The sequence below is a fragment of the Roseococcus sp. SYP-B2431 genome (assembly GCF_004336745.1).
In the GTDB taxonomy this organism is placed as follows: domain Bacteria; phylum Pseudomonadota; class Alphaproteobacteria; order Acetobacterales; family Acetobacteraceae; genus Roseococcus.
Genome location: NZ_SJXD01000025.1, coordinates 219,190 through 241,325 on the forward strand (window position 1 = coordinate 219,190; position 22,136 = coordinate 241,325).

Consider the following 22,136-nt stretch of genomic DNA (forward strand, 5'->3'; position numbering starts at 1 on the left):
AACTCCGCGCCATGCGGATGCGAATCGGAGCCGTTGGAGAGGGGGCGGCGGCGTGCTGACGCTGCTGGGCCTCTGCTTCCTAGCGCTGCTGGGCCTCGCGGTGTGGGGTGGCTCCGGGCGGGCGCCGCGGGCCATGTTCCTGGGCTGCGCGGCCTGCATGGCGGGACTTGGCCTCGTCGGCGGCGCGGCGCTGACCGGCCTCGGCCTTCCGGCGACGCCCCTGCCGATCGGGCCGCCATGGGCGCCCTCGCTGATCGCCGTGGACGCGCTGTCGGGCTGGTTCCTGCTGATCCTGGCGCTCGTCGGCCTGCCGGCCGCGCTCTTCGCCGCTGCCTCGCCGGCCCCGCCGCGCGCCGAGGGCGCGGCGTTTCCGCTCTTCCTGGCGGGAATGGCGGGGGTGCTCGTCGCGGCCGACGGGTTCTCGATGCTGCTGGGCTTCGAGGCCATGTCGCTCGCCTCCTGGGGGTTGATCGCGGCGCGGCATCCGCGCGGCCCCGGCCGGCGGACGGCGCGGCTCTACCTGGGCTTCGCGATCTTCTCCGGCCTCTGCCTGATCGCCGGCTTCGCGCTGCTGGCCCCGGCCGGGCTGAGCTTCGCCGCGATCCGGGCCGCGCCGCCGGAGGGCTGGCGGGCCGGGGTCGTGCTGATGCTCGTGCTGCTCGGCGCTGGCTCCAAGATGGGCCTGGCGCCGTTCCACGTCTGGCTGCCCCTGGCCCATCCGGCGGCGGCGACGCCGGCCTCGGCGCTGATGTCGGGCGCGATGGTGAAGGTCGCGCTCTACGTGATGTTGCGCATGCTGCTGGATCTTTCCGGCCCCGCGCAACCTCTCTGGTGGGGGCTGCCGCTGGTGGCGGCCGGCGCCGCGACGGCGCTGATCGGCGGCCTGCGCGCCAATCTGGAGCAGGACATCAAGGCGGCGCTGGCCTGCTCCACGCTGGAGAACATGGGCCTGATGGTGATCGGGATCGGCCTCGCGCTCGTCTTTCGCGGCGCCGACCTGCGGCCGCTGGCGGCGCTGGCCCTGGCGGCGGTGCTGCTGCATGCGCTGAACCACGCCGGCTTCAAGGCGCTGCTCTTCCTCTGCGCGGGCGCGGTCGCCAGCCTCGCCGGCAGCCGCGACCCGGACCGGCTGGGCGGGCTGATCCACCGCATGCCCTGGGTGGCGGGCTGCGCCCTGCTGGGCGCCGCCTCGGCCGCCGCGCTGCCGCCCTTCTCCGGCTTCGCGAGCGAGTGGCTGCTGCTGCAGTCGCTGATCCAGGGCTGGCGGGTGGCGGAGATGTCCGTCCAGCTCCTCGCGGCGGCCACGCTGGCGGTGGCCGGCATGGCGATCGGGCTGGCGGCGGCGGCGATGGTGCGGTTCGCGGGCCTCGTCTTCCTCGGCCGGCCGCGCACGCCCATGGCCGCAGGCGCGCGGGACGCGACGGGGCTGATGCGGGCGGCGCTGCTGGTCCCGGCCGTCGCGAGCGCGGCGCTGGCGATCCTGGCCGCGCCCGTTCTCGCGCTCGGGGGCGGCGCGATCGCCGTCCTGCTGGGCCCCAATGCCCGTGCCCCCGTCGCGGGCTTCGATCTCGCTCTGGGCGAGGTGGGCGCCCGCTACGCGCCCTGGGCCGTGGCGGGGCTGCTGGCGCTCGCGACCGTGCTGATTCTCCTGGCCGTGAAGAATCGCTCGAAGCATGAGCCCGTCCGCGGCCCGGCCTGGGATTGCGGTTTCCTGCCGCCGCCCGCGCATCTGCCCTTCGGCGATCCGCTCAGCCAGGTGAGCGCCGCGGGCCTCGGGCAGCCCATACGCCGGAGCCTCGGCGCCGTCGCGCTGACCTTGTCCGAGCGGCATGGGGCGGCGCCGCCCGGCTCGCCGCAGCCCGCGACGCTGCGCGTGGAGGCGGAGGATCGGGGCTTCAGCCATGTCCTCCAGCCGCTCAGGCGTCTGCGTCAGGCCCTGTCCCGCGAGGCGGAGGCGCTGCGGAACCTCACCCTGCGCGCCTATCTCTCGATTTCGTTCGGCACGCTGGTCCTGCTGCTGGCGCTGGTCGCCTGGCTGGAGCGCGAATGATGCTCGTGGCCTTCGGCAGCCTCATCACGCAGCTCCTGCATGTCGCGCTGATGCTGGCGGCGGCGCCGGTGATCGTGGGTGCGGTTCGGTGGCTGAAGGCGCGGCTGATGGGGCGGCGCGGGCCGCATCCCCTCCAGCCCTGGCGCGACCTCCTCAAGCTTCTCCGCAAGCGCCCCGTCCTGGCCGAGACCGCGAGCGTCGTCTCCCGCGTCGCACCCTACCTCGCGCTCGGCGCCACGACCCTGGCCGCCGCGCTGGTCCCGAGCTTCGCCCAGGGCATGTGGCTGGCGCCGCTCGCCGACCTCGTGCTCATCGGCGGATTGCTGGCGCTGGCCCGCGTCGCGCTGGCACTGAACGGGCACGACGCCGGCACGCCCTTCGGCGGCATGGGCGCCGCGCGCGAGATGACCTTCGCCGTCTTCGCCGAGCCCGCGCTGCTGGTCTGCGTGATGGTCTTCGCCGTCCTGGCCGGCGGCTCCAACCTCGACGCGATCGGCGCCGCCCTGCGCGATGGGGCCCTGGGCCTGCGCGTCTCGCTGCTCTTCGCCGGCCTGGCGCTCGTCGCGGTGATGCTGGCCGAGAACGCCCGCATCCCGGTGGACAATCCGGCGACGCATCTGGAGCTCACCATGGTGCATGAGGCGATGCTGCTGGAGGCCTCGGGCCGGCATCTCGCCGTCTGGGAGATGCAGGCGGCGCTGAAGCTGACGCTGTGGTTCGCGCTGCTCGCCGCGATCTTCCTGCCCTTCGGCACGGCACCGGCCGGAAGCGGACCGCTGGCCTGGGCGGCCGGACTGGGCCTCTGGGGGCTGAAGATGGGCCTGCTGGCCCTCGGGCTGGCCTTCTTCGAGAGCGCCATCGCGAAGATGCGCGTCTTCCGCGTGCCGGATTTCCTGGGCGGCGCCCTGCTGCTGGCGCTGCTCGCCGCCGCGCTCATCTTCGTCTCGACAGGATTGGCCTGATGGGTTTCGGCCAGCTCCCCTACGACGTGGCGCATGTGCTGGGCGGCGCCATGCTGCTCGTCTCCTTCGTGCTGCTCTATCAGCGGCGGATCGCGGCGCTGGTGAACGCGCTGGCCCTGCAAGGCTGCCTCCTCGCCGCCGCCGCCGTCTGGCAGGGTTACGTGCAGGGCGCGCCGCAGCTCTACGTCACCGGGCTGATCGCGCTCGCGGCCAAGGGCATCGCCATCCCGGTCTTCCTGCACCGGATGATGCGGAGCCGCATGCCGGACCGCGCGGTCGAGCCCGTCGGCAGCATCGGCCTCTGCATGCTGGGCGGCGTGCTGCTGGTGGCGCTGGCCATCCTGGTCGTGCTGCCGGCCACCACCGGCGCGCGTGCCCTGGCGCGCGAGGACCTCGCCATCGCGCTCTCCATCGTGCTGCTCGGGCTGCTGACCATGATCACGCGGCGCAGCGCGCTCGGCCAGGTCGCGGGGCTGATGACGCTGGAAAACGGGCTGGTGCTCGGCGCCGTCGGCGTGGCCGGGATGCCGCTGGTGATCGAGCTCTCGACCGCGGGCCTGGTCCTGGTCATCATCGTCATCGCCGGCTTCTTCGCGCGGCTGCTGCGCGAGCGCTTCGACAGCCTCGACACCGACATGCTGCACCCGCACCGGGGCGAGGGCCAATGAGCCTCGCCGCCCTCATCGTCCTGCTGCCGCTGCTGGCGGCGCTTCTGCTGGCCGCGCTGCCGGGCCAGGCCGTCCGGCTAAACATCGCGGCCTCGGCCGGCTCGCTCGCCCTGGCGCTGCTGCTGCTGGCCGAAGGGCCGGGCGGGGCGGGCCTGCTGCGGCCCGACGCGCTTAACCAGCCGCTGGTGCTGATCGCGTCCCTCGTCGGCCTCGGCACCGCGATCTTCTCCGCGCAGGACGTGGCGCACGAGAATTTCGACCGCCGGCGCATGCGCTGGTTCCACGCGGCCTTCCAGGGCTTCATGGCGACGCATTTCCTCGCCCTGCTCTCCGACAATCTGGGCATCATGTGGGTGGCCATCGAGGCCGGCACGCTGGCCTGCGTGCTGATGGTGGCGCTGCACCGCACGTCGGCGGCGCTCGAGGCCGCGTGGAAGTTCTTCATCCTGTGCAGCGTGGGCATCGCGCTGGCGCTCTTCGGCATCATCGTGCTGGCGCTGGCCGCGCAGCCGCTGCTGGGCCATGGCGAGCAGCTCTCCTTCGCCGCGCTGCGGCTGGCCGCCCAGGGCGCCGACCCGGCGCTGCTCAACCTGGCCTTCGTCTTCCTGCTGGTGGGCTTCGGCACCAAGGCCGGGCTGGTGCCGCTGCATTCCTGGCTGCCCGACGCGCATGCCGAGGGCCCGACGCCCATCGCCGCCGTGCTCTCGGGGCTGCTGCTCAACGCGGCCATGCTCGGCATCCTCCGCAGCAAGGCGGTCGTGGGCGCGAATGCCGAGGTCATCCCGCCGGGCGGCTTCCTGATCGCGCTGGGCCTGGCCTCGCTGCTGCTGGCGGGCTTCTCGCTGTGGCGGCGGCGCGACGCGAAGCGCCTCTTCGGCTGGAGCAGCATCGAGCATATGGGCATCGCGACCATCGCCTTCGGGATCGGCGGCGTGCCCGGACACATGGCGGGGCTGCTGCATCTCTGGGGCCATTCGCTGGTGAAGTCGGCCGCCTTCTTCGCGATCGGCCGGGCCGCACGGATCAAGGGCGGCCAGACGATGGACGCGATCGGCGGCCTCGTCGGGACGCATCCCATGCTGGGCTGGGGCCTTGCCATGGCCATGGCGGCGCTGGCTGGCCTGCCGCCCTTCAGCCTCTTCGCCTCCGAGCTCCTGCTGGCGACCGAGGCGGGGCGCGAGCGGCCGTGGTTGCTGCCGCTGCTGATCCTGGGGCTGCTCGTGGCCGGCACGGCGCTGCTGCACAACATGCAGCGCCTCTGCTTCGGCGCGCCCACGCCCGAGCCGGCGCCGATGCGCGCTGGGATCGCCACCCTGCTGCCGCTCTGGACCAACCTCGTGCTCGCCGCGCTGCTGGCGCTGGCCCTGCCGGCGCCGCTCGCCGCCATGCTGCTGGACGCCGCGAGGGCGCTGTCATGAGCGCGCGCGCCATCATCGAAAGCGGGCGCGCAGCCGGATGCCGGCCCTGGCCGCGCTACGTGCTGGACGCGGCCGGCTGGATGCGGCTGCGCGACGCGCTGGCGGCGGAGCCCGGCTTCGCCCTGCTCGGGCTATGGGGCGAGCCGGGCATGGCGCATGCCGCCTTCCTCGACGAAGCGCGGATGGAAGTGCTCCTGGCCTCCGTCGCCGCCGCGGAGGGCTGGATCCCGGCGCTCTCGCCCGTCCGTCCCTCCGCCTCCTGGTTCGAGCGGGGGCTGCGCGATCTCTGGGGCATCGGCGCGGAGGACGGCACCGACGGCCGCCCCTGGCTCGACCATGGGCGCTGGCCGCTGCTGGGCCCGCTCTCCGGACGGCCCGCGCGGCACGAGCCCGACGCCTATCCAATGGAATTCCTGCCGGTGGAGGGCGAGGGCATCCACATGGTCCCCGTCGGGCCCATCCATGCCGGCATCATCGAGCCCGGCCATTTCCGCTTCCACATCCAGGGCGAGATCATCGTCCGGCTGGAGGCGCGGCTGGGCTATCTGCACAAGGGCCTGCTCACCCTGATCCAGGGCAAGTCGCCGCGGGCGGCCGCGCGATTCGCGGGGCGGCTCTCGGGCGACAGCACGGTCGCGCACGGCATCGCCTTCGCCCGTGCGGCCGAGGCGGCGCTGGGCGTCGAGATCCCGTTGCGCGCGGTGGCGATCCGCGCCGCGATGCTGGAGCTCGAGCGGCTGCACAACCACCTCAACGACCTGGGCTTCATCGCCAACGACGCGGCCTTCGCGGTGATCCATGCGCGCATGGGCCTGCTGCGCGAGGGGCTGCTGCGCGCGAATGCCTTCGCCTTCGGCCACCGGCTGATGATGGACTGCGTGATGCCGGGCGGCATCGCGCAGGACCTGACGCAGGACGGCATCGCGACGCTGCTCGGCGCGCTCGCCACCGTCGCGGCGGAACTGCCCGTGCTGCTCCGCCACTACGAGGAGCATGCGAGCCTGCAGGACCGCGTGCTGGGCACCGGGGTCATGAGCGCCGAGATCGTCGCGGCCTTCGCGCCGGGCGGCGTGGTCGGCCGCGCGGCGGGGCGCGCCTTCGATGCGCGGCTGCTCTCGGGCGAGCTGCCGCCGGGCGGGGTGATCGCCCAGGCCGGCGCCGATGTCGATGCCCGCTGGCGCCAGCGCCACGCCGAGGCGCTGCAATCCATCGCCCTGCTGCAATCCTGGCTGCCCGCGCTGCCGGAGGGCGAGGCCCTTACCACCCCCATGCCCCATGCGGGCGGCGAGGGCGTGGCGCTGGTCGAGGGATTCCGCGGCGAGTGCCTGGCCTGGATGCGGCTGGACGACGGTGGGCTCATCGAGGCCTGCTACCTGCGCGACCCGTCCTGGCTGCACTGGCCGCTGCTGGAAGCCGCGGTGATCGGCAATATCCTCGCCGACTTCCCGCTCATCAACAAAAGCATCAATGGCAGCTACAGCGGAGTGGACCTGTGATGCAGAGCGTGACGCCCATCCTGCGCATCTTCGACCTCGCGAAGACGCGCGAATTCTATATCGACTATCTCGGCTTCGCCTGGGACTGGGAGCATCGCTTCGACGACAATGCGCCGGTCTACGCGCAGGTCTCGCGCGACGGCGTGGTGCTGCACCTGTCCGAGCATCACGGCGACTGCTGCCCGGGCACGGCTTTCCGCATCCTCTGGCCGGACATCGCCGCTTTTCACGCCGAGATTTCCGCGAAGAACTATCGCTATGCGCGGCCGGGGCTGGAGACGGTGCCCTGGGGCGAGCGGCAGGTCCGCATCCAGGATCCGTTCCACAACCGGCTGGTCTTCTGGACGCCGGACGCGGCGGCGGCGGGCTGATGCTCTGGCCCAAGCTCGCCCGCTGCCTGGTCTCGCGCCCGCTCACCGATCCGCCGCCGCCGGTCGCGCCCGAGATCGTGGCCGAGCTGCGCGCGCGGCTGGACGAGGCGGCGCAGGCGCGGCTCGGCCGCTCGCTCGCCATCCGCCAGGTGGATGCCGGAAGCTGCAACGCCTGCGAGCTCGAGATCAACGCGCTGCAAAACGTGGTGCATGACCTGGAGCGCTTCGGCCTGCGCTTCGTGGCGAGCCCGCGCCATGCCGATATCCTGCTCGTCACCGGCCCGCTGACGCGCAACATGGCCGAGGCGCTGTTGCGCGCCCGGGCCGCGACGCCGGACCCGATGTGGGTGGTGGCGCTCGGCGACTGCGCGGTGGATGGTGGCGTCTTCAAGGGCAGCTACGCCGTGCTCGGGGGCGTCGAGGCCGCGCTGCCGGTGGACCTCGTGATCCCCGGCTGCCCGCCTTCGCCGACGCAGATTCTCGAAGGGCTGGTGGCGCTGGTGGAGGCGCATGGGTGACAGGAGATGCGCGGGCAGGTGGCCCGCGTAATCGCGTCGGCCAGCGCCGTCTCCCCTTCGCGGCCGTAGCAGGCCTCGTAGCCCTCCCAGAGCGGAAGCCGGTTGGCGAAATCCTCGCGGGCAACGGGCGTATGGCGATGGGCATGGAAGCTGTTCCGCCGCCATCCTCCGGGGCCGCGCGCGCCCCATCAAGGGCTGCCGGCGAGCTCCAGCGTCACCTTGCGGCGGATCGCGACGGCGAAGCTCGGCCAGTCGGGCGCCTCCATCGCGAATCCGCCGGAGGTCACGGCATGCTCGCGCAGCCACGCGCCGGCGCGGGGCGAGCCTACGCCGATGGCATTGATCCGCACGCCGCGCTCCTCGGCGCGCGCCCGCGCCTCCCGCGCGCGCTGCGCATTGGCCTCGCCGTCGGTGGCGAGGTCGATCACCTGCTGCTCGGCCGCGCAGGGTGCGGCGTCCAGCCGGTCCATCGCGACCAGGAGCGCGCCGCCGAGATTCGTGCCGGCCGGAAAGCCGCGCGGCGCCTCCCGCAGCGCGGCGGCGAAGATCGCGGCATCGGCCTGGTCGCGCAGGATGCGCCAGGCCACCATCTCGCGCGTATTGTCGCTGAAGGAGAGCGCCGTGACGGCGACGCCCTCGCCGCGCGCGATGGCGCGGTGAACGGCGATATCCTCGAAGGCGGCGGCATGGCCCTGCGTCTGCAGCTGCCACTCGGGCGGAAGGATGGAAGCGCTGGCGTCCAACAGCAGCACCAGCGCGACGGTGCACGCGCTCATGGCAGCAGTTCCCAGAAGGTCGGCACGGGGTCGCCCGGTCGCTCGCCGCTCGCGAAGAGCGCGTAGGTATCGCCCAGATGGGCGATGAACGTGTCAGCGTGCCAGGCGTTGCCGCGCCTGGTCTGGATCAGGCCCCAGGGATTCCGCGAGTCGCGGTCCGCGCGCAGGCTGCCGGCATTGTAGGCGGCCGCCACCAGCGGCGGATCCAGGCGCGTCGTGGCCTGGGACTGTCGCTTGACATAGGCCGCGCCCGCCGCCGCCGAGACGGCGGGATCGAGCAGCCTCGCGCGGTCGAGCGTCGGATCGGCGAGCGCCTCGCGCGCGGTGGAGATCAGCGTCTGCATGAGCCCGGGCGAGACGCGATGCGGCGTCGCGGCGTCGGAGGTGAAGCCGGGCTCCTCGCGGACGGCCTCGGCGCGGCCGGCGCTCTCGGTGCAGGCGGTGGCGATCAGCAGCTCGACGGGCACGGCGAAGCGGAGGGCCGCCGCTTCAAGCGCGCCGCGATGGACGGACCAGCAGCGGGCGGCGACATCCGGCTTCGGGTTGCGGCGTGGCCCGGCCTCGCCCTCGACCTCGATGCCGGCCCGCGTCAGGCGCCAGCGGTTGCGGCCGGGGCCCACGGGCGCGCCGCGCCAGTCGAGCAGCGCGGGGAGGAAGGGACGCAGCCCCTCCTGCCAGGGGCGCTCGCGCTTCAGTGCCGGCTGGCCGGTGAGGCGCGTCCAGGTGAGGGGGCCGACGATGCCGTCGGCCGCCAGCCGCTCGCGCCGCTGATAGGCGGCCACGGCATCGCGCGTAGCGGGGCCGAAGGCGCCGTCGGCCTCGCCGCGCAGGGCGCCCGCGCGGATCAGTGCAAGCTGGGCGGTGCGGACATCCTCGCCGCGGATCAGCGGGAGGCGGAAGGCGAGGTTGCGCTCGAGCATCATGGCGTGGCTCCGCAATGGGGGATGGTGGCGATGCGGCGGGCGAGGTCGGCGGCCTCGCGCGATCCGGCGGGGGCGAGGGGCAGGCCGCCCTGGGCGGCGGCGCAGCGCCTCGCGTCGGCGCCGGCACCGGGGCGCGCGGCGAGCAGCGCGACGCGGGCGCCGAGCAGGGGCGAGTTCGCGGCAGAGGCGGCGCTCGCGGCCTCGGCCAGATCCTCGCCGGGCGGCGACAGCTCGGCCAGGCAGAGGCGGGCCTGGGCCTCGCCGGCCGCCAGCTTCGGGTCGGGCGTCAGCGCGCGGGCGGCGGCATAGGATTGGGCCGCGCAGGGCAGGTGGCCACGCAGCGCGGGGCATGCCGCGCCGGGCGCCCGCGCGGCCATGGCGAGGCGCATGCAGGCCTCGGCACGAAGCAGGTGCAGGCGCGGGCAGGCCGCGTGTCCGGCGGGGCAGGCGACCGGCTCGACGGCGATCTCGGCCGGAGCGGCGTGCCGCCAGCGATCGAGCTGCGCGATCGTCGGATCGACGACGGCGGCGAGAGGCGCGCAGCCGGCGAGGAGGAGCAGGACGGCGGGGCCCCTCATGGCGTCAGCTCCGCGAGCAGGGGGACGGGATCGGTGTGGCTCTCGCGCAGCTCGCCGAGCAGCAGAGCGAGCGCCTGGAGCGCGGCCTGCGCGGGCTCGCCGCCGGGCTGCGGCAGCACGGCGCGGGCGGCGGCAGCGGGACGGAGGCCGGGCGCGGCGCCGTTCAGCGACTGCGCGATGCGGGCCACGAGGTCGGGCGAGAGGTCGGCCTCCACGCGGTCCTCCAGCAGGGCGCGGCGGAATTCGGCGAGGCCCTGGGCGGCCTCGGCCGGACTCGCGAAGCCGGGGTAGCGGGCCCAGAGCCGCTCGGCCGCGTCCTCGCGCAGGCAGGTGTCGAGCAGGCCGGCGAGAAAGCCGGGCTCGGCGAGCCGGGGCGCGAAGAGGCGCGCGAAGACGGGCGCATCGGCGAGGCGGAGCTCGGCCGAAGCGGGGGTGATCGCGCCGGGCTCGAAGAGCGCCGGATCGTGCGGCGCTTCGAGGAGATGCGCCCGGAAGCGGCGCCAGGCGGCCGAGCCCAGATTCCAGCCCAGGCCGAGCAGCATCGCGACGCCGGCCAGCGGCCCGCCCGCGGCGGCCGGCAGCAGCGGCGCCGCGGCGCGGAGCAGCGAGGCGAGGGGGCTGCCGCTGCCCGTCAGCGCGGCCGAGGCGGATTGGAGCGCGCCGAGCTCCGCCATGCCTGCCCCGCGGCCGCCGGCAGCGCGCGCGGCGCCGAGCGCCCGTTCCGCATCCTCCAGCCAGCCCTCCGCCTGGGGCGGGATGACGCCGGCCGGCAGGGCCGGGCCGAGGCGCTGGACCAGGATCCGGGCCACGGAGAGCTGGCGCTCCAGCGTGGCCATCGCCTCCGCGATGCGCGAGGGCTGGCCGGCCCGGGCGGCGGCGTCGCGCGCAGCCGCCTCGCTGGTGCGGAGCGTCTCGTTCGCGCGCTGCTGGCCCTCCAGCGCATCGCCCAGGCGGCGGGCGGCCTGGGCCTCGGGCGTGGAGGAGCGGGCCCCGAAATAATAGCCGAAGACGCCTGCGATGATGCCGTTCACGTAGCCGGCGATGGCGTCGTTCAGCGCCAGGGCCTGGCTGAAGAGCAGCAGCGGCAGGCCGATCACGCCCACGATCAGCGCCAGCAGCGCGCGCACGGTGCCCTCGGGCAAAGCGAGCGGGAGGTCGCGCAGCGCGGCGATCTGCTCGGGGGTCGTGGCCGGGTCGCGCAGCAGGGTGAAGCAGCGCGAGGCCAGCCACCACAGGAAGGCCGCGAAGCCGAGGCCGACCAGGAAAACCAGCAGCGCGGCCAGCGTTCCCGGCGTGCTGAGGAGGGCGGCCGGTCCGATCCCGGCCAGCCGGGCGCAGAACAGGATGGAGACGGCGGACAGGCCGATCAGCAGGATCTTCAGGGGGGCGGCGAGGAAGCTGGGCAAAGGGAGACCTCCAGGCATGGGAAGGCCATATGTTCTTCTTTTGTTCTCATTTGCAAGCAAAATCAGGAAGGATGTCCTACGAGCGAACCGTCGCGGACTTATCGGCCGGTCCAGCGAGCGCCGGCAGGTGAAGACGTGCGGGCTGACTTCCCGCGGCCACATTGGAGCGTCGCCGGAATGGACCGGCGCCGCCTGACCGCCTTCGCCGAGCCGTCCGCTTCCGCCCCGCCGACCGGTGCGCACTTGACGCTCGCGGCGCGGGACAGGATTTTCCCCCCATGACGAACACCGCGTCGCCCGACATCCTGGTCATCGGCGGCGGCCCCGCCGGTTCCACCGCGGCCGCCCTCCTGGCCATGCGCGGGCGCGACACCCTGCTGGTCGAGAAGGAGGCGCATCCGCGCTTCCACATCGGCGAGAGCCTGCTGCCCGCCAATCTCGACATTCTCGAACGCCTCGGCGTGCTGGAGGAGGTCCGCGACATCGGCGTCCACAAGCCCGGCGCGGAATTCGTCTCGGACCGCACCGGGCGCAGCTGCGCCTTTCCCTTCGCGCATGCGCTCAACAGGAACCGCACCCATGCGTGGCAGGTGAAGCGCGCCGAACTCGACGCGCTGCTCTTCGCCAATGCCCGCCGCAAGGGCGCGACGACGCTGGAGAACACCCGCGTCACCGACGTGCAGTTCGGCGCTCCCGGCGAGCGCGCGACGGTACGCGCGAGGACCGGGGGTGGCGAGGAGCTCACCTTCCGCCCGCGTTACGTGCTGGACGCCTCGGGGCGGGACACCTTCCTCGCCGGCCGCATGCGGGTGAAGGCGATGAACAAGTACAACAACACCGCCGCCATCTACGCGCATTTCCAGGGCGTCGAGCGACGGTCCGGCGAGCTGGACGGCTATATCAGCATCCACCTCGCCGAGGACGGATGGTTCTGGCTCATCCCGCTCCCCGGCGACGTCATGAGCATCGGTTTTGTCGGCAACCAATCGGCCTGGAAGGGCCGCAAGGGCACCCCGCAGGAGCTGTTCGAGGCGCGCATCGCCAGCAGCCCCACCGTCGCGGCCCGCACGCGCGGCGCCGAAATGGTCTCGGAGATCTACTCGACCGGCAACTACAGCTACCGCGCGCAGCAGGGCTGCGGCGAAGGGTTCCTGATGATCGGCGACGCCTATGGCTTCGTCGACCCGATGTTCTCCACCGGCGTGTTGATGGCCATGACGGCGGGCGAGCTGGGGGCGAAGGCCGCGCACGCCTGGCTGGACGACCCGGTCCAGGGCCATCGCCTGGCGCAGCGCACCAACCGCGAGCTGGCGCAGGCGATGGACCGCATCAGCTGGCTCATCTACCGCATCAACGATCCGGTGATGCGCTCGCTCTTCATGGCGCCGCGCAACACGCTCTGGATGCGCGACGGCATCATCAACATGCTGGCCGGCAACCTGCGCGGCGATCCGCGCGCGGTGGTGCCGATCCTGAGCTTCAAGGCCGTGTTCCACACCCTCTCGGCACTGCACCGGATCGGGCTCGGCCCGGCCATGCCCGAGGCCCTGCCGGAACGCCTGCCGGCCGCGGCGGAGTGAAGGGAATCCTGGCACCATGCCAGGATCGCAGGCGTGAGGACTGGAGACCGAGAATGAGCTTTCCGAAGCTGAGCGTGATCGCGATCGGCGGCCTGCTGGCCCTGGCCGGCTGTCACCGGAACGGCCAGGGCGAAGGCCCCATGCAGCGCACCGGCCAGGCGCTCGACCGCGCGGGCAGCGACACGGGCCAGGCGCTCGGGCGCGCGGCGGATTCGACCGGCAACGCGCTCAATCGCGCGGGCGAGGACACCGGTGCAGCGCTGAACCGCACGGGCAACTGGATCCGCAACCGGACGCAGTGATCCCGCGCCCGGCGGCCCCTCCCGAGGCGATCAGCCCAGCCCGCCGCTGACGGCAACGGTCTGGCCGGAGATATAGGCGGCGCGCTCGGAAGCCAGGAAGGCGACGAGCTCCGCCACCTCCTCGGGCCGCCCGGCGCGGCGCGCCGGCACCAGTTCGGCGATGCGCTCGCGCGGCATCGCGGCGGCCACGGCCGGGCTTTCGATGATGCCCGGCGCCACGACATTCGCCGTCACGCCGCGCGAGGCGTATTCCAGCGAGACGGACTTCACCGCGCCGATCAGCCCGGCCTTCGCCGCCGCGTAATTCGCCTGGCCGCGATTGCCGAGCAGGCCCGAGATCGAGGAGATGGCGACGATCCGCCCCCAGCGCGTGCCGATCATCGGCAGGATCAGCGGCCGCAGCGCGGCGTAGAAGCCGGTCAGGGTCACGTCGACCACGCCCCGCCATTGCGCCTCGGACATGCCGGCGAGCGGCACGTCGTCATGCGTGCCGGCATTGTGCACGAGAATCTGTATGGGCCCGGCCGCGAGCAGGCCTTCCAGCGCCGCCGCCGTGGCGGGAACGTCGGTGAGGTCGCAGGCGAAGGCGGCTCCATCGATCTCCGCGGCCAGGGCCTCGGCCCGGCCAAGGTTGCCATGGGCATGGACCAGCACCTCGTGCCCCTCGGTCGCGAGGCGCCGGCAGATGGCCGAGCCGATCGGGCTGGAGCCGCCGGTCACCAGGGCGCGGCGCATCATTCGGCCCTTCGCAGGATGATGGCGGCCTGGCCACCGATCAGCGCCCGGTCGCCGGCGGAGATCTCGAATCGGTAGATGAAGCCCGCGGCCTCCGCGACCAGGGCCGTGGCTTCGATCCGCAGCGGGCCGGGCACATCGTCCAGCCGGTCCGCATCCAGCGCGAGATCTCGCAGGCTGCTGACGAAGCCTACGGGCTGCGGCGCGCCGGAGGTCAGCGCGCCGTGCAGCGCCATGGCCTGCAGCGCGAACTCGACGCCGCAGACCGCCGGCAGCAGGCCGTCGCGGCACAGTGGATGGGCCGGGTCGCGATGGCGCTCCGTCTCGCAGACGATCCGGGAGCCGTCCCACAGCACGGCCCGGTCCAGCAGGCACATGGCGCCCTGATGCGGCACGAGCCGGGCGATGTCCGCCCGCAGGATCGGCGCCGTCAGCATGGCGCGACCCGAAGCTCCAGATGCGCGTCATCGAGATAGGGCAGGCGCAGCACCGCCGCGCGGCGGCCGGCCAGGGCGCGCAGGAGCGGGAGGGCGCGCGCGGCGGCGTTCCCCTCGGCCAGCGCGTCCAGCCCCTCGGAGGGGGCGAACGGCGCGGCGCCCTCGCGATAGGCCAGCTCCAGCTCCGCCCGGGCTCCCTCCGGCCTCACGCGCAGGACCATCGCCGCGGCGAAGGCGAAGTCCGTCCGCCGCACCGCGTCGAAGGGCGGCGGCATGGGCGCGTCATAGGCGCAGAGCAGGATGGGCTTTGCGCCGGCCGCTACCGAGCTCATGGCGGCCAGCAGCCCGGCCGCGAAGGCACCGTCATGCCCGCCGAGGCTCAGCGAGGGCGCGGTCGAGCCGGCCGCGATGTGCCAGTAGCCGGCGGCGGCGTTGTGCACGGAGTTGTGGAACTGGGTGGGCGAGATCGCGCCTCCGGGCTCGTGCATCGCCGCCATCATGGCCCCGATCACCGCCCCGTCGCCATTGGCGCTGGCGAAGACGGTCTCGATCGCCGCGCGGTCCTCGCCCTCCGTCGCCTCCAGGGCGGCGGCCAGCGCGAAGCGGACGGTCGCGCCCGCACGGCGGCGTTCCGCGGGCCCGAGGAGGGCCGGCGGCGGCGCGGCCGCCTCCGCGAAGGACCAGGGCGCCAGGCCCGCCAGCACGGGCTCCGAGGCGGACCAGCCCGGCAGGCCGGGCCCGAGCACGGAGAGGCCCCCGACGAAACACCGCAAGGGCCTCAAGCCCCGAGGATCAGGCTGCAATTGCTGCCGCCGAAGCCGAAGGAATTGCTCATCACCCGCTTCAACGCCGCAGGGGTGTTGGCGGTCGCCACCCGGGCCTGAAAAGCGGGGTCCGGGGCCTCGATGCCGAGGCAGCCCGGGATCAGCCCGTCCTCGATGGCGAGGGTCGCCAGGATCGCCTCGACGGCGCCCGAGGCGCCCAGCGTGTGCCCTATCCAGCCCTTGGTGGAGCTGCAGGGCACCGCATCGCCGAAGACATGATGGACGGCGCGGTCCTCCATGGCGTCATTGGCGCGGGTGCCGGTGCCGTGGAGGTTCACGTAGCCGATCTCCGCCGGGGTGAATCCGGCCGCGGCCAGCGCGGCGCGCATGGCGCCGACCGCGCCCAGCCCGTCCGGATGCGGCGAGGACATGTGATGGCCGTCGCTGCTGGCACCGGCGCCCAGCAGCAGCGGCGCGCCGGGGCGCGCGTCCGAGGGCCGCTCCAGCAGAAGCAGCCCGGCCGCCTCGCCGATGGAGATGCCGTCGCGGTCACCGGCGCAGGGGCGGGTGGGGCCGGGGCTCAGCAGCTCCAGCGCGTTGAAGCCGTTCAGCGTCAGCCGGCAGAGGCTGTCCACCCCGCCCGTGACGGCGGCGTCGGCCAGGCCGCCGGCGATCAGCGTGGCGGCCTGCATGATCGCCCGTGCGCCGGAGGTGCAGGCGGTGGAGACCACCAGCGCCGGGCCGGCGAGGCCGAGGCGCGCGCGGAGGTAGTTGGCCAGCGCCTGGAGGTCATGGGTGCGCGCATAGTCGAAATCGGCCGGCAGCGCGGTCTCGCCGGGCGCGCGGCGGGCATGGGCCCGCTCGGTCTCCTCGATGCCGGCCGTGCTGGTGCCGACGATCACGGCAACCCGGTCCGCGCCATGGCGCGCGCGCGCCTCGGCCACGGCGGCCTCGAAGCCGTCGGCGCGCAGGGCGAGCTCGGCGAGGCGGTTGTTGCGGCAGTCGAAGCCCGCCAGCGCCGGGGGCGGCGCCGCGCCCTCGAGTCCCTGGACCGCGCCGACCCAGATTCCGTCCGGCGCGCCGGGGAATCCGCAGGGGGCCAGCCCGCCGCGGCGGGCCCGCAGCGCCTCCCGCAGGCTGTTCGTGCCCGTGCCCAGCGCGGTCACGAGGCTGCGGCCCGTGATGGCGAGCGGCCACATCGCTCAGCGCTCCCGGGCGGGCGCCGAGAGGGCGCAGGCCAGCAGGAAGGCGGCCGCCACGCCGACCGCCACGGTCAGGCCGATGCCGTGCAGCACGGGCGTGTCACAGAGCGCGAGGAGGCCGAAGGTGAGCAGCGTTGAGATCGCGCAGGTCAAAACGGCTCCTGGTCTGTGGTCATCGCAATGCGGGCCGCCGCCGTTGGCCGGCGCATTCTGTGGGGGGGCTTGATCGCTGTCCCTTATCGCGAGGAACAGCGAATAATCAATGGCGAGGCCGGCGAGCAGCAGAAGCGCCGCCAGGTGGAAGAGGCCGATCGCCTCGCCGGAGAGCGCCAGCACCGCCAGGGCCACCACGACCGCCCCGCCGATGGGCAACGCCACGACCATTCCGGCGCGAAGGCCACGGAGCCCGGCCATCAGCAGCGCCACGACCAGCGCCGCGCCGGCCATCGCCCAGCGCAGCGTCGTCGCGCCGTAATCCGCCAGCAGGCGCTCCATCTCGAGCTTCACGTCGAGGAACAACACGCCGGGCAGGTTCAGGGCGCGGGCGGCCGCTTCCAGGGCCGCGGGATCGGTGACGCCGCTCGCCGGGGCGATGCCCCAGACCTGCCCCCCGTGCCGGCTGATCAGCGGGGAGAGCCGGGCGGAGATCGTGGGGGCGCCCTCCGCGAAGCCCGCCGCGTCGAGGGTCGGCCAGGTGCGGCTCTCCTCCACCGCTGCCAGGAAGGGCGCGAAGGCCGTGGGGCGGAAGGGCAGGCCTTCGGCGGCGGAGCGGATCGCCCCGGCGAGGGCGCCGGAATCCGGCAGGGCGGCCTGCCGCTGCCGCTGGAGGCCAGGGCTCGGCAGGTAGCGGCTCGGGAGGTCCAGGCCCGCGAGCAGCCCGCGCCCGACGAGAGGGCGGATGGCGGCGGACAGCGCTTCGGAGCGGGCCAGCACCTCGGCTTCCGTGCCGGGGCCGATGACGAAGAGGCTGCGCACGTCCGGCGCGCCGAGCTGGCCGCGCAGCTCCCCATCCAGCGCCTGCTGCGCCGCCGGGATGGGGCTGAGGGCCGCGAGGTCGCGCTGCCAGGGGGGGCCGCCTGTCGCCGCCAGGACCGCGAGGGCGGCGAGGATCGCGCCGAAGGCCCAGCGCCGCCGCCCCCGCAAGGCGGCCAGCGCCCGGGACATCCACCCCGGCAGCGGGCGCGCGGCGATGCGGGCCCCTGCCGGAATCAGGCGCGGCAGCCCCCAGCACGTCGTGGCGGCCGCCGCCAGCAGCCCGGCCCCGGCGAAGACGCCGATCTGCACGAGGCCCGGCAGCCCCGATCCGAGCATGGCCAGCAGCCCGGCCGCCGCCGAGACCGCGGCGAGGCGCAGCGTCGGCCAGATGCGCGCCGCCGCCTCCGCCAAGGTCTCGTCCGGCCGGCGCAGGGTCAGGAGCAGGATGGGATAGTCCACCGTCACGCCCAGCATGGTCATGCCGAAGCCCAGCGAGATGGCGTGGACGGAGCCGAAGAGTGCGGCCGCCGCCGCATAGCCGGCCACCGTCGCCGCCAGCAGCGGCACCGCGACCGCGCCGAGCAGCATCGGCGAGCGGAAGCGCCAGAAGAGGAAGGCCCCGAGCAGCGCCGCCGAGGCCAGGGTGATCATCTCCACGTCGCCGCGGATCTGCGCCGCGGCAGCGGCGGCGAAGACGCCGGGCCCGCTCAGCAGCAGCCGTGCCTCTCCGGGCCGGGCAGCCTCGAAGGCGGCGCGGAAGGCGTCCATGGCCGCCTGCTGCGCCTCCGCATCGAGGCCGGCGCCCTGGCCCCGCGCCACCAGCAGCGCGCGCGCCCCGCGCCCTTCCTCCCGCGGCGCGAACCAGGCGCCGTCGGCGCTCTCGATCCGGCTGTCGTCCAGCCAGCCGGCGGCCAGGCCCAGGAAGGCGCCGGTCGGGTCGGCGAAGCCGAAGCGCGCCAGCAGGGGCGCGGCGGCGGAGCGCAGCCCGTCCAGCAGCGCCTCCAGCTTCGGGCGGAGCGCCGCCGCGGTGAAGCTCTCCGGCACCGTGTCCGGCGAGAGGAGGTAGCGATGGCGGAACAGGAAGGCCTCCTCCGCCTCGGCGATGCGCAGGCTGCCGTCGCCCACGAAGGCGAAGCGGCCGGAAGCGCGCAGGCCCGCCGCCGTCTCGCGGGAGAGCCGGGCCAGCTCCTCCCGCGGCGCGCCCTCGATGGCGGCCAGCAGCAGGGTCGTCGCCGCGCCGCTCCGCAACTCGCGGAACAGGAAGGCGCTGGCGGGCGTGCGGCCGGCAGGGAGGAACTCGACGAGGTCGGCGCGCGGCGGGACGCGCCAGGCCAGGAGCCCGCCCGCCACCGCCAGGACCAGGAGTGCGGCCAGCAGGCGCCTCATGGGCCGGGGCGGATCCTCATGCGGGTCACGCCGCCATGGCCCTCGGTGTCCACCCCGGTTGGCTGGGCACCCTGGCCCGTGACGAGGATGCGCTGCACCGAGGCGCGGATCCGCATCGAGGTCGGGCGCAGGACGAGGCGCCAGGCGTCGTCGTGCCGGCCTTCGAGGGCGACCTCGTAGTGGCGGCGCAGGGCCGGGAGGTCGCCGGCCAGCGTGCCGCGGATGGCCTCCACCAGCGCCTGCATCTCGGGCTGGTCGGCCAGCGAGAACTCCCGGCGGACGTCGCGGTCGCGCCGCTCGTAGAGGAGGCGGCCGCCCGAGACGGTGAGGCGTTCGTCGATGGGCGAGAGCGTGTGCTTCTCCAGCCTGTCCGGCGCCGACCAGGAGAGCGTGCCCTCATTGGGCAAGGGCAGGTCCAGCTCGGGGATGGCCCGCTCCTCGGTGAAACGGTCGCGCCGCTCGCGCACGGCGGCGAGCGAGCGCATGAGTTGGGAGAGTTCGTCTTCCTGGGCGAGCGCCGGGCCGGAGATCAGCAGCGCGAGGGTCAGCCGCCGCCTCACGGCTCTTCCGCCCAGAAGTTGTGGAAGTTGAACCAGTTGTAGGGGTGCTCCCGGCACATCGCCTCCAGCCGCGCCGCGTAGCGCGCGACGGAGGCCGAGACGGCCTGCTCCCGGCCCGCCCGGGGGCTCGCCCCGCCGGGGGAGAACGCCTCGAACCGCACCTCGTAGCGGCGCGGGCCGCGCCAGACCCCGAAGGCCAGCATGACGGGCGCGCCCAGCACCTCGGCCAGCAGATGCGGGCCGGTCGGCAGCGGCGCCGGGTGGCCCAGGAAATCCACGCGCCGGACGCGATCGCCGCGGGGAATCCGGTCGGCCAGCAGGCCCACCAGCCCGCCCGCCTCCAGGGCCTCGCGCACGCGGAGCATGGAATCCGGCTCGCCCAGCGGGATCACGGCGCTGGCGCGGTTCGGCCCGCCCAGGGCGTCGATGATGGCCTTCAGCCGCGCATTGGCCTCGTGCATCAGCACCGAGACCTCGACGGGCGAGCCCGCATCGGCCACCGCGCGCAACGCCTCGAAGCTGCCGAAATGCGCGCCGAAGAGGAGGCAGCCGCGGCCCTCGGCGATGATCGCGCGCAAGGCTTCCAGCCCGCAGATCTCCAGGGTGAAGCCGCGCGTCTCGCCGGGCACCAGCCAGACCCGGTCCAGGATGGTCGAGGCGAAGGCGAAGTAGAGGCGCCAGAGGTCCCGCAGCCCGGCCGGCCGCCCCAGGGCGCGGCCGAGATAGGTGCGCGACACGGCCTGCTGCCGGGGCGAGGAGGCCAGGAAATAGGCTGTGACCGGATGGAGCAGGACCTGCGCCGTCCTCCAGCCGAGACGGCGGGCGATCCAGATCATGGCCCGGATGACCCCGTCGCTGCCGCGCTCCGGCGTCGCCGTCCAGGCCGCGGCGGGGATCGCGCCGGCCGCGGGCGTGCCTCGCATCAGAGCTCGCCCAGCAGGACGGTGGTCCCGCCGCAGCGGCAGGTGAAGCCGGTGCGGCCGCCGGCCCGGCTCTCGAAGCGGATCTCGACCTCGGCGCCGGGCGCGACCGGGGCGGCGAACTTGGCGCGGCGGATGCGAACCGGGGCGTCGCCCAGGCCGGCCGCCGCCCGCAGGACCGCATCCAGCAGCAGCACGCCCGGCACGACCGGCCGGCCTGGAAAATGGCCGGGCAGGCAGGGATGGTCCGCCGGCACGGTGAAGCGCGCCGTCACGGGTCGAGCGCCGCCAGCGCCCGCTTCGGCAGCTTGCCTACCGCATCGCGGGGGAGGGCGTCCACCAGGATCATCCGCCGCGGCAGGAAGGCCGGGTCCACCCGCCCGCGCAGCGCGCCGAGGATGTCGTCGGCCGAGCGGCCGGGGGCCACGACATAGGCCGTCAGCCGGGAGGTCGGATTGCTGTCGAGGTCCTCCGGCGCGACGAAGACCCCGTCGATCACGCCCTGCACGCCGGCCAGGGTCCGGTTGAGCTCGGCCAGGGAGGCGCGCTTGCCGCCGAGCTTCACCAGGTCGGAGAGGCGGCCCATCAGCCGGAAGCGCCCGTCGGGATCGAATTCCAGGGCATCGGACAGCGCGACCTCGCCGATCCCCGGCACGGTCGCGACGCCGGGGCGCAGCTTCAGCCCGGGATAGGGCAGCCAGCGATCGCCCTCGACGGTGCGGCGGCTGGCCATGGAGCCGGCCTCGCTGGCGCCGTAGATCTCGAGCATGGGCGTGCCCCAGTCGCGCTCCACCGCCTCGGCCGTCTCGCGCGGCAGGGGCGCGGTGGCGGAGATGACCGCCGCGAGCGGCGCCAGTGGCCGGCCTTCCGCCACCAGCGCGCGCAGGTGCAGCGGCGTGGTGATAAGGAGGCGGCGCCCGGGCACCGAGGCCAGGGCGTCCCGCACGTCGGAGGGGAAGAAGGTCGCGCCCGAATGGATGGCGACTGCGGCCCGGAGCGGCAGCATCATGGTCGTCTCGAAGCCGTACATGTGCTGCGGCGGGACGGTCGCGACCACGCTCGTCACCGCTCCCTCGCGCAGCCCGAAGCGCTGAGCCGCGGCCTCGGCCGCCTGGACCAGCGCGCCCCAGGGCTTGATATGGGCGGTGGGCTGCCCGGTGGAGCCGGAGGTGAAGGCGATGGCCGCCACGCGGTCGGGCGGGATGGCGGGCCACCCCGCGGCGGGGGCCGCGGAGGGCGCGTCCACGCGGCAGAGGGGCATGGACGTGCCCGGCCGCTCCTGGTCCACCATCGCATAGGCGCCGGGATAGTTCCGGGCCGCCATGTCGAGGAAGGCCGGCGCCGCGCCCGGCCCGCCGCCGAGCAGCGTCGGGTGGCCGCGCAGCACCGCCGCCGCGAAGCCCAGCAGGGCGTGGTAGCGGTCGCCGCAGAGGTTCACCGCGTGGCCCGCCTCGGGCAGCCGCGCCGCCAGTGCCGCCGCCGCGTCGAGAAAGGCGCCGACGGTGACCGGCCCGGCCGCGCCGCGGTAAAAGATGATCTCGCCGCGCCCGCGCGGGGTCAGCGTCCCGTCAGACCGCATGGGGGCGGTCCGGGCGCTGCGTGCTGGCCTGCCAGATCGCGGAAAAGGTGCGCCAGGGCGTGGCGAGGCCGAGCTGCGGCATCACCAGGCTGCGCAGCACATGCTCGCCCAGGAAGAACAGCACGAAGGCGATGCCCTGGGCCCGCGCGACCGCCGCCATCGGCCAGGCATCCAGCAGGGTGAGGCCGTGCAGCAGCGCGAAGCCGGCGACCAGCAGCGCCCAGGCGGCCGTCAGCCGGCGCGTGTAGCCCTCGCATTCGGCGGGCAGGCCCATGCGGTCGCAGCGCGCATATCGGGTGATGAGGGGCACGTCCCCGGGCCGCAGCGTCAAGGCGAAGCGCAGCCCGACCACGAGATTGACCAGGATCGCCGCCAGGGCCGGACCGTGCCGGCCGGCCAGCCAGACGGCCGCCGCGCCCAGCGCCAGCTCGGGCAGGATCGCCAGGGCCCAGAGGGCCGGCCCGGCCCAGGACCTCCCCTCGCCGGCGCGATCTCGCCGCCGGGACACGCCCTAGAGCCTTTTCCGTTCG

At 74.3% G+C, this 22,136-nt stretch carries 23 protein-coding genes; 9 read left to right on the forward strand and 14 right to left on the reverse strand.

Annotated features, from left to right (window positions below; genetic code table 11):
* Nucleotides 1-52: 52 nt before the first annotated feature.
* From EJV46_RS12365 to EJV46_RS12395, 7 genes are read left to right on the forward strand one after another with little or no spacing between them, the layout of a single operon-like run.
* The gene (locus EJV46_RS12365) at nt 53-2,050 is read left to right on the forward strand and encodes a proton-conducting transporter membrane subunit (RefSeq protein WP_131548957.1); all 1,998 of its coding nucleotides are present in this window, start codon (nt 53-55) and stop codon (nt 2,048-2,050) included.
* On the forward strand, nt 2,047-3,012 hold the full coding sequence (locus tag EJV46_RS12370; protein WP_131548958.1) for a respiratory chain complex I subunit 1 family protein: 966 nt from the start codon (nt 2,047-2,049) through the stop codon (nt 3,010-3,012). Before EJV46_RS12365 ends, EJV46_RS12370 begins: the two co-directional genes overlap by 4 nt.
* Entirely contained in the window at nt 3,012-3,680 is a 669-nt protein-coding gene (locus EJV46_RS12375; protein ID WP_131548959.1) for a hydrogenase-4 component E, read from the forward strand. The genes EJV46_RS12370 and EJV46_RS12375 overlap by 1 nt, the downstream gene beginning before the upstream one ends.
* Complete coding sequence (locus tag EJV46_RS12380) at nt 3,677-5,098, forward strand: proton-conducting transporter membrane subunit (protein ID WP_131548960.1); 1,422 nt, start codon at nt 3,677-3,679, stop codon at nt 5,096-5,098. Before EJV46_RS12375 ends, EJV46_RS12380 begins: the two co-directional genes overlap by 4 nt.
* Nucleotides 5,095-6,594: a nickel-dependent hydrogenase large subunit gene (locus EJV46_RS12385; protein WP_131548961.1), complete on the forward strand. Its 1,500-nt coding sequence runs from the start codon at nt 5,095-5,097 to the stop codon at nt 6,592-6,594. Before EJV46_RS12380 ends, EJV46_RS12385 begins: the two co-directional genes overlap by 4 nt.
* Nucleotides 6,594-6,965 (forward strand): glyoxalase superfamily protein, encoded by a 372-nt coding sequence (locus EJV46_RS12390; protein ID WP_131548962.1) that lies wholly within the window; start codon nt 6,594-6,596, stop codon nt 6,963-6,965. Before EJV46_RS12385 ends, EJV46_RS12390 begins: the two co-directional genes overlap by 1 nt.
* A complete protein-coding gene (locus EJV46_RS12395) occupies nt 6,965-7,483 on the forward strand; it encodes an NADH-quinone oxidoreductase subunit B family protein (RefSeq protein WP_131548963.1) in 519 nt (172 codons plus the stop codon). Before EJV46_RS12390 ends, EJV46_RS12395 begins: the two co-directional genes overlap by 1 nt.
* A 188-nt stretch (nt 7,484-7,671) precedes the next feature.
* Here EJV46_RS12395 and EJV46_RS12400 read toward each other — a convergent pair whose 3' ends face one another.
* The 4 genes from EJV46_RS12400 to EJV46_RS12410 are packed head-to-tail and all read right to left on the reverse strand — an operon-like array spanning nt 7,672 to nt 11,166.
* Complete coding sequence (locus tag EJV46_RS12400) at nt 7,672-8,259, reverse strand: DUF1194 domain-containing protein (protein ID WP_131548964.1); 588 nt, start codon at nt 8,257-8,259, stop codon at nt 7,672-7,674.
* Entirely contained in the window at nt 8,256-9,182 is a 927-nt protein-coding gene (locus EJV46_RS12405) for a peptidoglycan-binding protein (protein ID WP_206020789.1), read from the reverse strand. The genes EJV46_RS12400 and EJV46_RS12405 overlap by 4 nt, the downstream gene beginning before the upstream one ends.
* Nucleotides 9,179-9,760: a hypothetical protein gene (locus tag EJV46_RS23040; protein WP_206020790.1), complete on the reverse strand. Its 582-nt coding sequence runs from the start codon at nt 9,758-9,760 to the stop codon at nt 9,179-9,181. Before EJV46_RS23040 ends, EJV46_RS12405 begins: the two co-directional genes overlap by 4 nt.
* Complete coding sequence (locus tag EJV46_RS12410; protein ID WP_131548966.1) at nt 9,757-11,166, reverse strand: hypothetical protein; 1,410 nt, start codon at nt 11,164-11,166, stop codon at nt 9,757-9,759. The genes EJV46_RS23040 and EJV46_RS12410 overlap by 4 nt, the downstream gene beginning before the upstream one ends.
* 278 nt (nt 11,167-11,444) lie before the next feature.
* Between EJV46_RS12410 and EJV46_RS12415 the strand changes: the two genes are divergently transcribed.
* On the forward strand, nt 11,445-12,746 hold the full coding sequence (locus EJV46_RS12415; protein WP_131548967.1) for an NAD(P)/FAD-dependent oxidoreductase: 1,302 nt from the start codon (nt 11,445-11,447) through the stop codon (nt 12,744-12,746).
* 53 nt (nt 12,747-12,799) lie between these two features.
* A complete protein-coding gene (locus tag EJV46_RS12420; protein ID WP_131548968.1) occupies nt 12,800-13,048 on the forward strand; it encodes a hypothetical protein in 249 nt (82 codons plus the stop codon).
* A gap of 30 nt (nt 13,049-13,078) precedes the next feature.
* Here the strand turns inward: EJV46_RS12420 and fabG are convergent, their stop codons facing one another.
* Genes fabG through EJV46_RS12470 form a run of 10 tightly spaced genes read right to left on the reverse strand, consistent with a single transcriptional unit; the run spans nt 13,079 to nt 22,114 of the window.
* The gene (gene fabG, locus EJV46_RS12425) at nt 13,079-13,786 is read right to left on the reverse strand and encodes a 3-oxoacyl-ACP reductase FabG (RefSeq protein ID WP_240782530.1); all 708 of its coding nucleotides are present in this window, start codon (nt 13,784-13,786) and stop codon (nt 13,079-13,081) included.
* The gene (locus EJV46_RS12430) at nt 13,783-14,220 is read right to left on the reverse strand and encodes a hydroxymyristoyl-ACP dehydratase (RefSeq protein ID WP_131548969.1); all 438 of its coding nucleotides are present in this window, start codon (nt 14,218-14,220) and stop codon (nt 13,783-13,785) included. Before EJV46_RS12430 ends, fabG begins: the two co-directional genes overlap by 4 nt.
* Nucleotides 14,214-14,993: a beta-ketoacyl synthase chain length factor gene (locus EJV46_RS12435; RefSeq protein ID WP_165585499.1), complete on the reverse strand. Its 780-nt coding sequence runs from the start codon at nt 14,991-14,993 to the stop codon at nt 14,214-14,216. Before EJV46_RS12435 ends, EJV46_RS12430 begins: the two co-directional genes overlap by 7 nt.
* Before the next feature lie 5 nt (nt 14,994-14,998).
* Complete coding sequence (locus tag EJV46_RS12440) at nt 14,999-16,183, reverse strand: beta-ketoacyl-ACP synthase (protein ID WP_131548971.1); 1,185 nt, start codon at nt 16,181-16,183, stop codon at nt 14,999-15,001.
* A gap of 3 nt (nt 16,184-16,186) precedes the next feature.
* Nucleotides 16,187-18,547: an MMPL family transporter gene (locus EJV46_RS12445; RefSeq protein ID WP_131548972.1), complete on the reverse strand. Its 2,361-nt coding sequence runs from the start codon at nt 18,545-18,547 to the stop codon at nt 16,187-16,189.
* Entirely contained in the window at nt 18,544-19,107 is a 564-nt protein-coding gene (locus EJV46_RS12450; RefSeq protein ID WP_131548973.1) for a LolA-related protein, read from the reverse strand. Before EJV46_RS12450 ends, EJV46_RS12445 begins: the two co-directional genes overlap by 4 nt.
* The gene (locus EJV46_RS12455; protein ID WP_131548974.1) at nt 19,104-20,030 is read right to left on the reverse strand and encodes a hypothetical protein; all 927 of its coding nucleotides are present in this window, start codon (nt 20,028-20,030) and stop codon (nt 19,104-19,106) included. Before EJV46_RS12455 ends, EJV46_RS12450 begins: the two co-directional genes overlap by 4 nt.
* On the reverse strand, nt 20,030-20,302 hold the full coding sequence (locus tag EJV46_RS22830) for a 3-hydroxyacyl-ACP dehydratase FabZ family protein (protein WP_165585500.1): 273 nt from the start codon (nt 20,300-20,302) through the stop codon (nt 20,030-20,032). The genes EJV46_RS12455 and EJV46_RS22830 overlap by 1 nt, the downstream gene beginning before the upstream one ends.
* Nucleotides 20,299-21,606: an AMP-binding protein gene (locus tag EJV46_RS12465; protein ID WP_131548975.1), complete on the reverse strand. Its 1,308-nt coding sequence runs from the start codon at nt 21,604-21,606 to the stop codon at nt 20,299-20,301. Before EJV46_RS12465 ends, EJV46_RS22830 begins: the two co-directional genes overlap by 4 nt.
* Nucleotides 21,596-22,114, reverse strand: coding sequence for a hypothetical protein (locus EJV46_RS12470; RefSeq protein ID WP_131548976.1), 519 nt, complete (start codon nt 22,112-22,114; stop codon nt 21,596-21,598). The genes EJV46_RS12465 and EJV46_RS12470 overlap by 11 nt, the downstream gene beginning before the upstream one ends.
* Between the last annotated feature and the right edge of the window lie 22 nt (nt 22,115-22,136).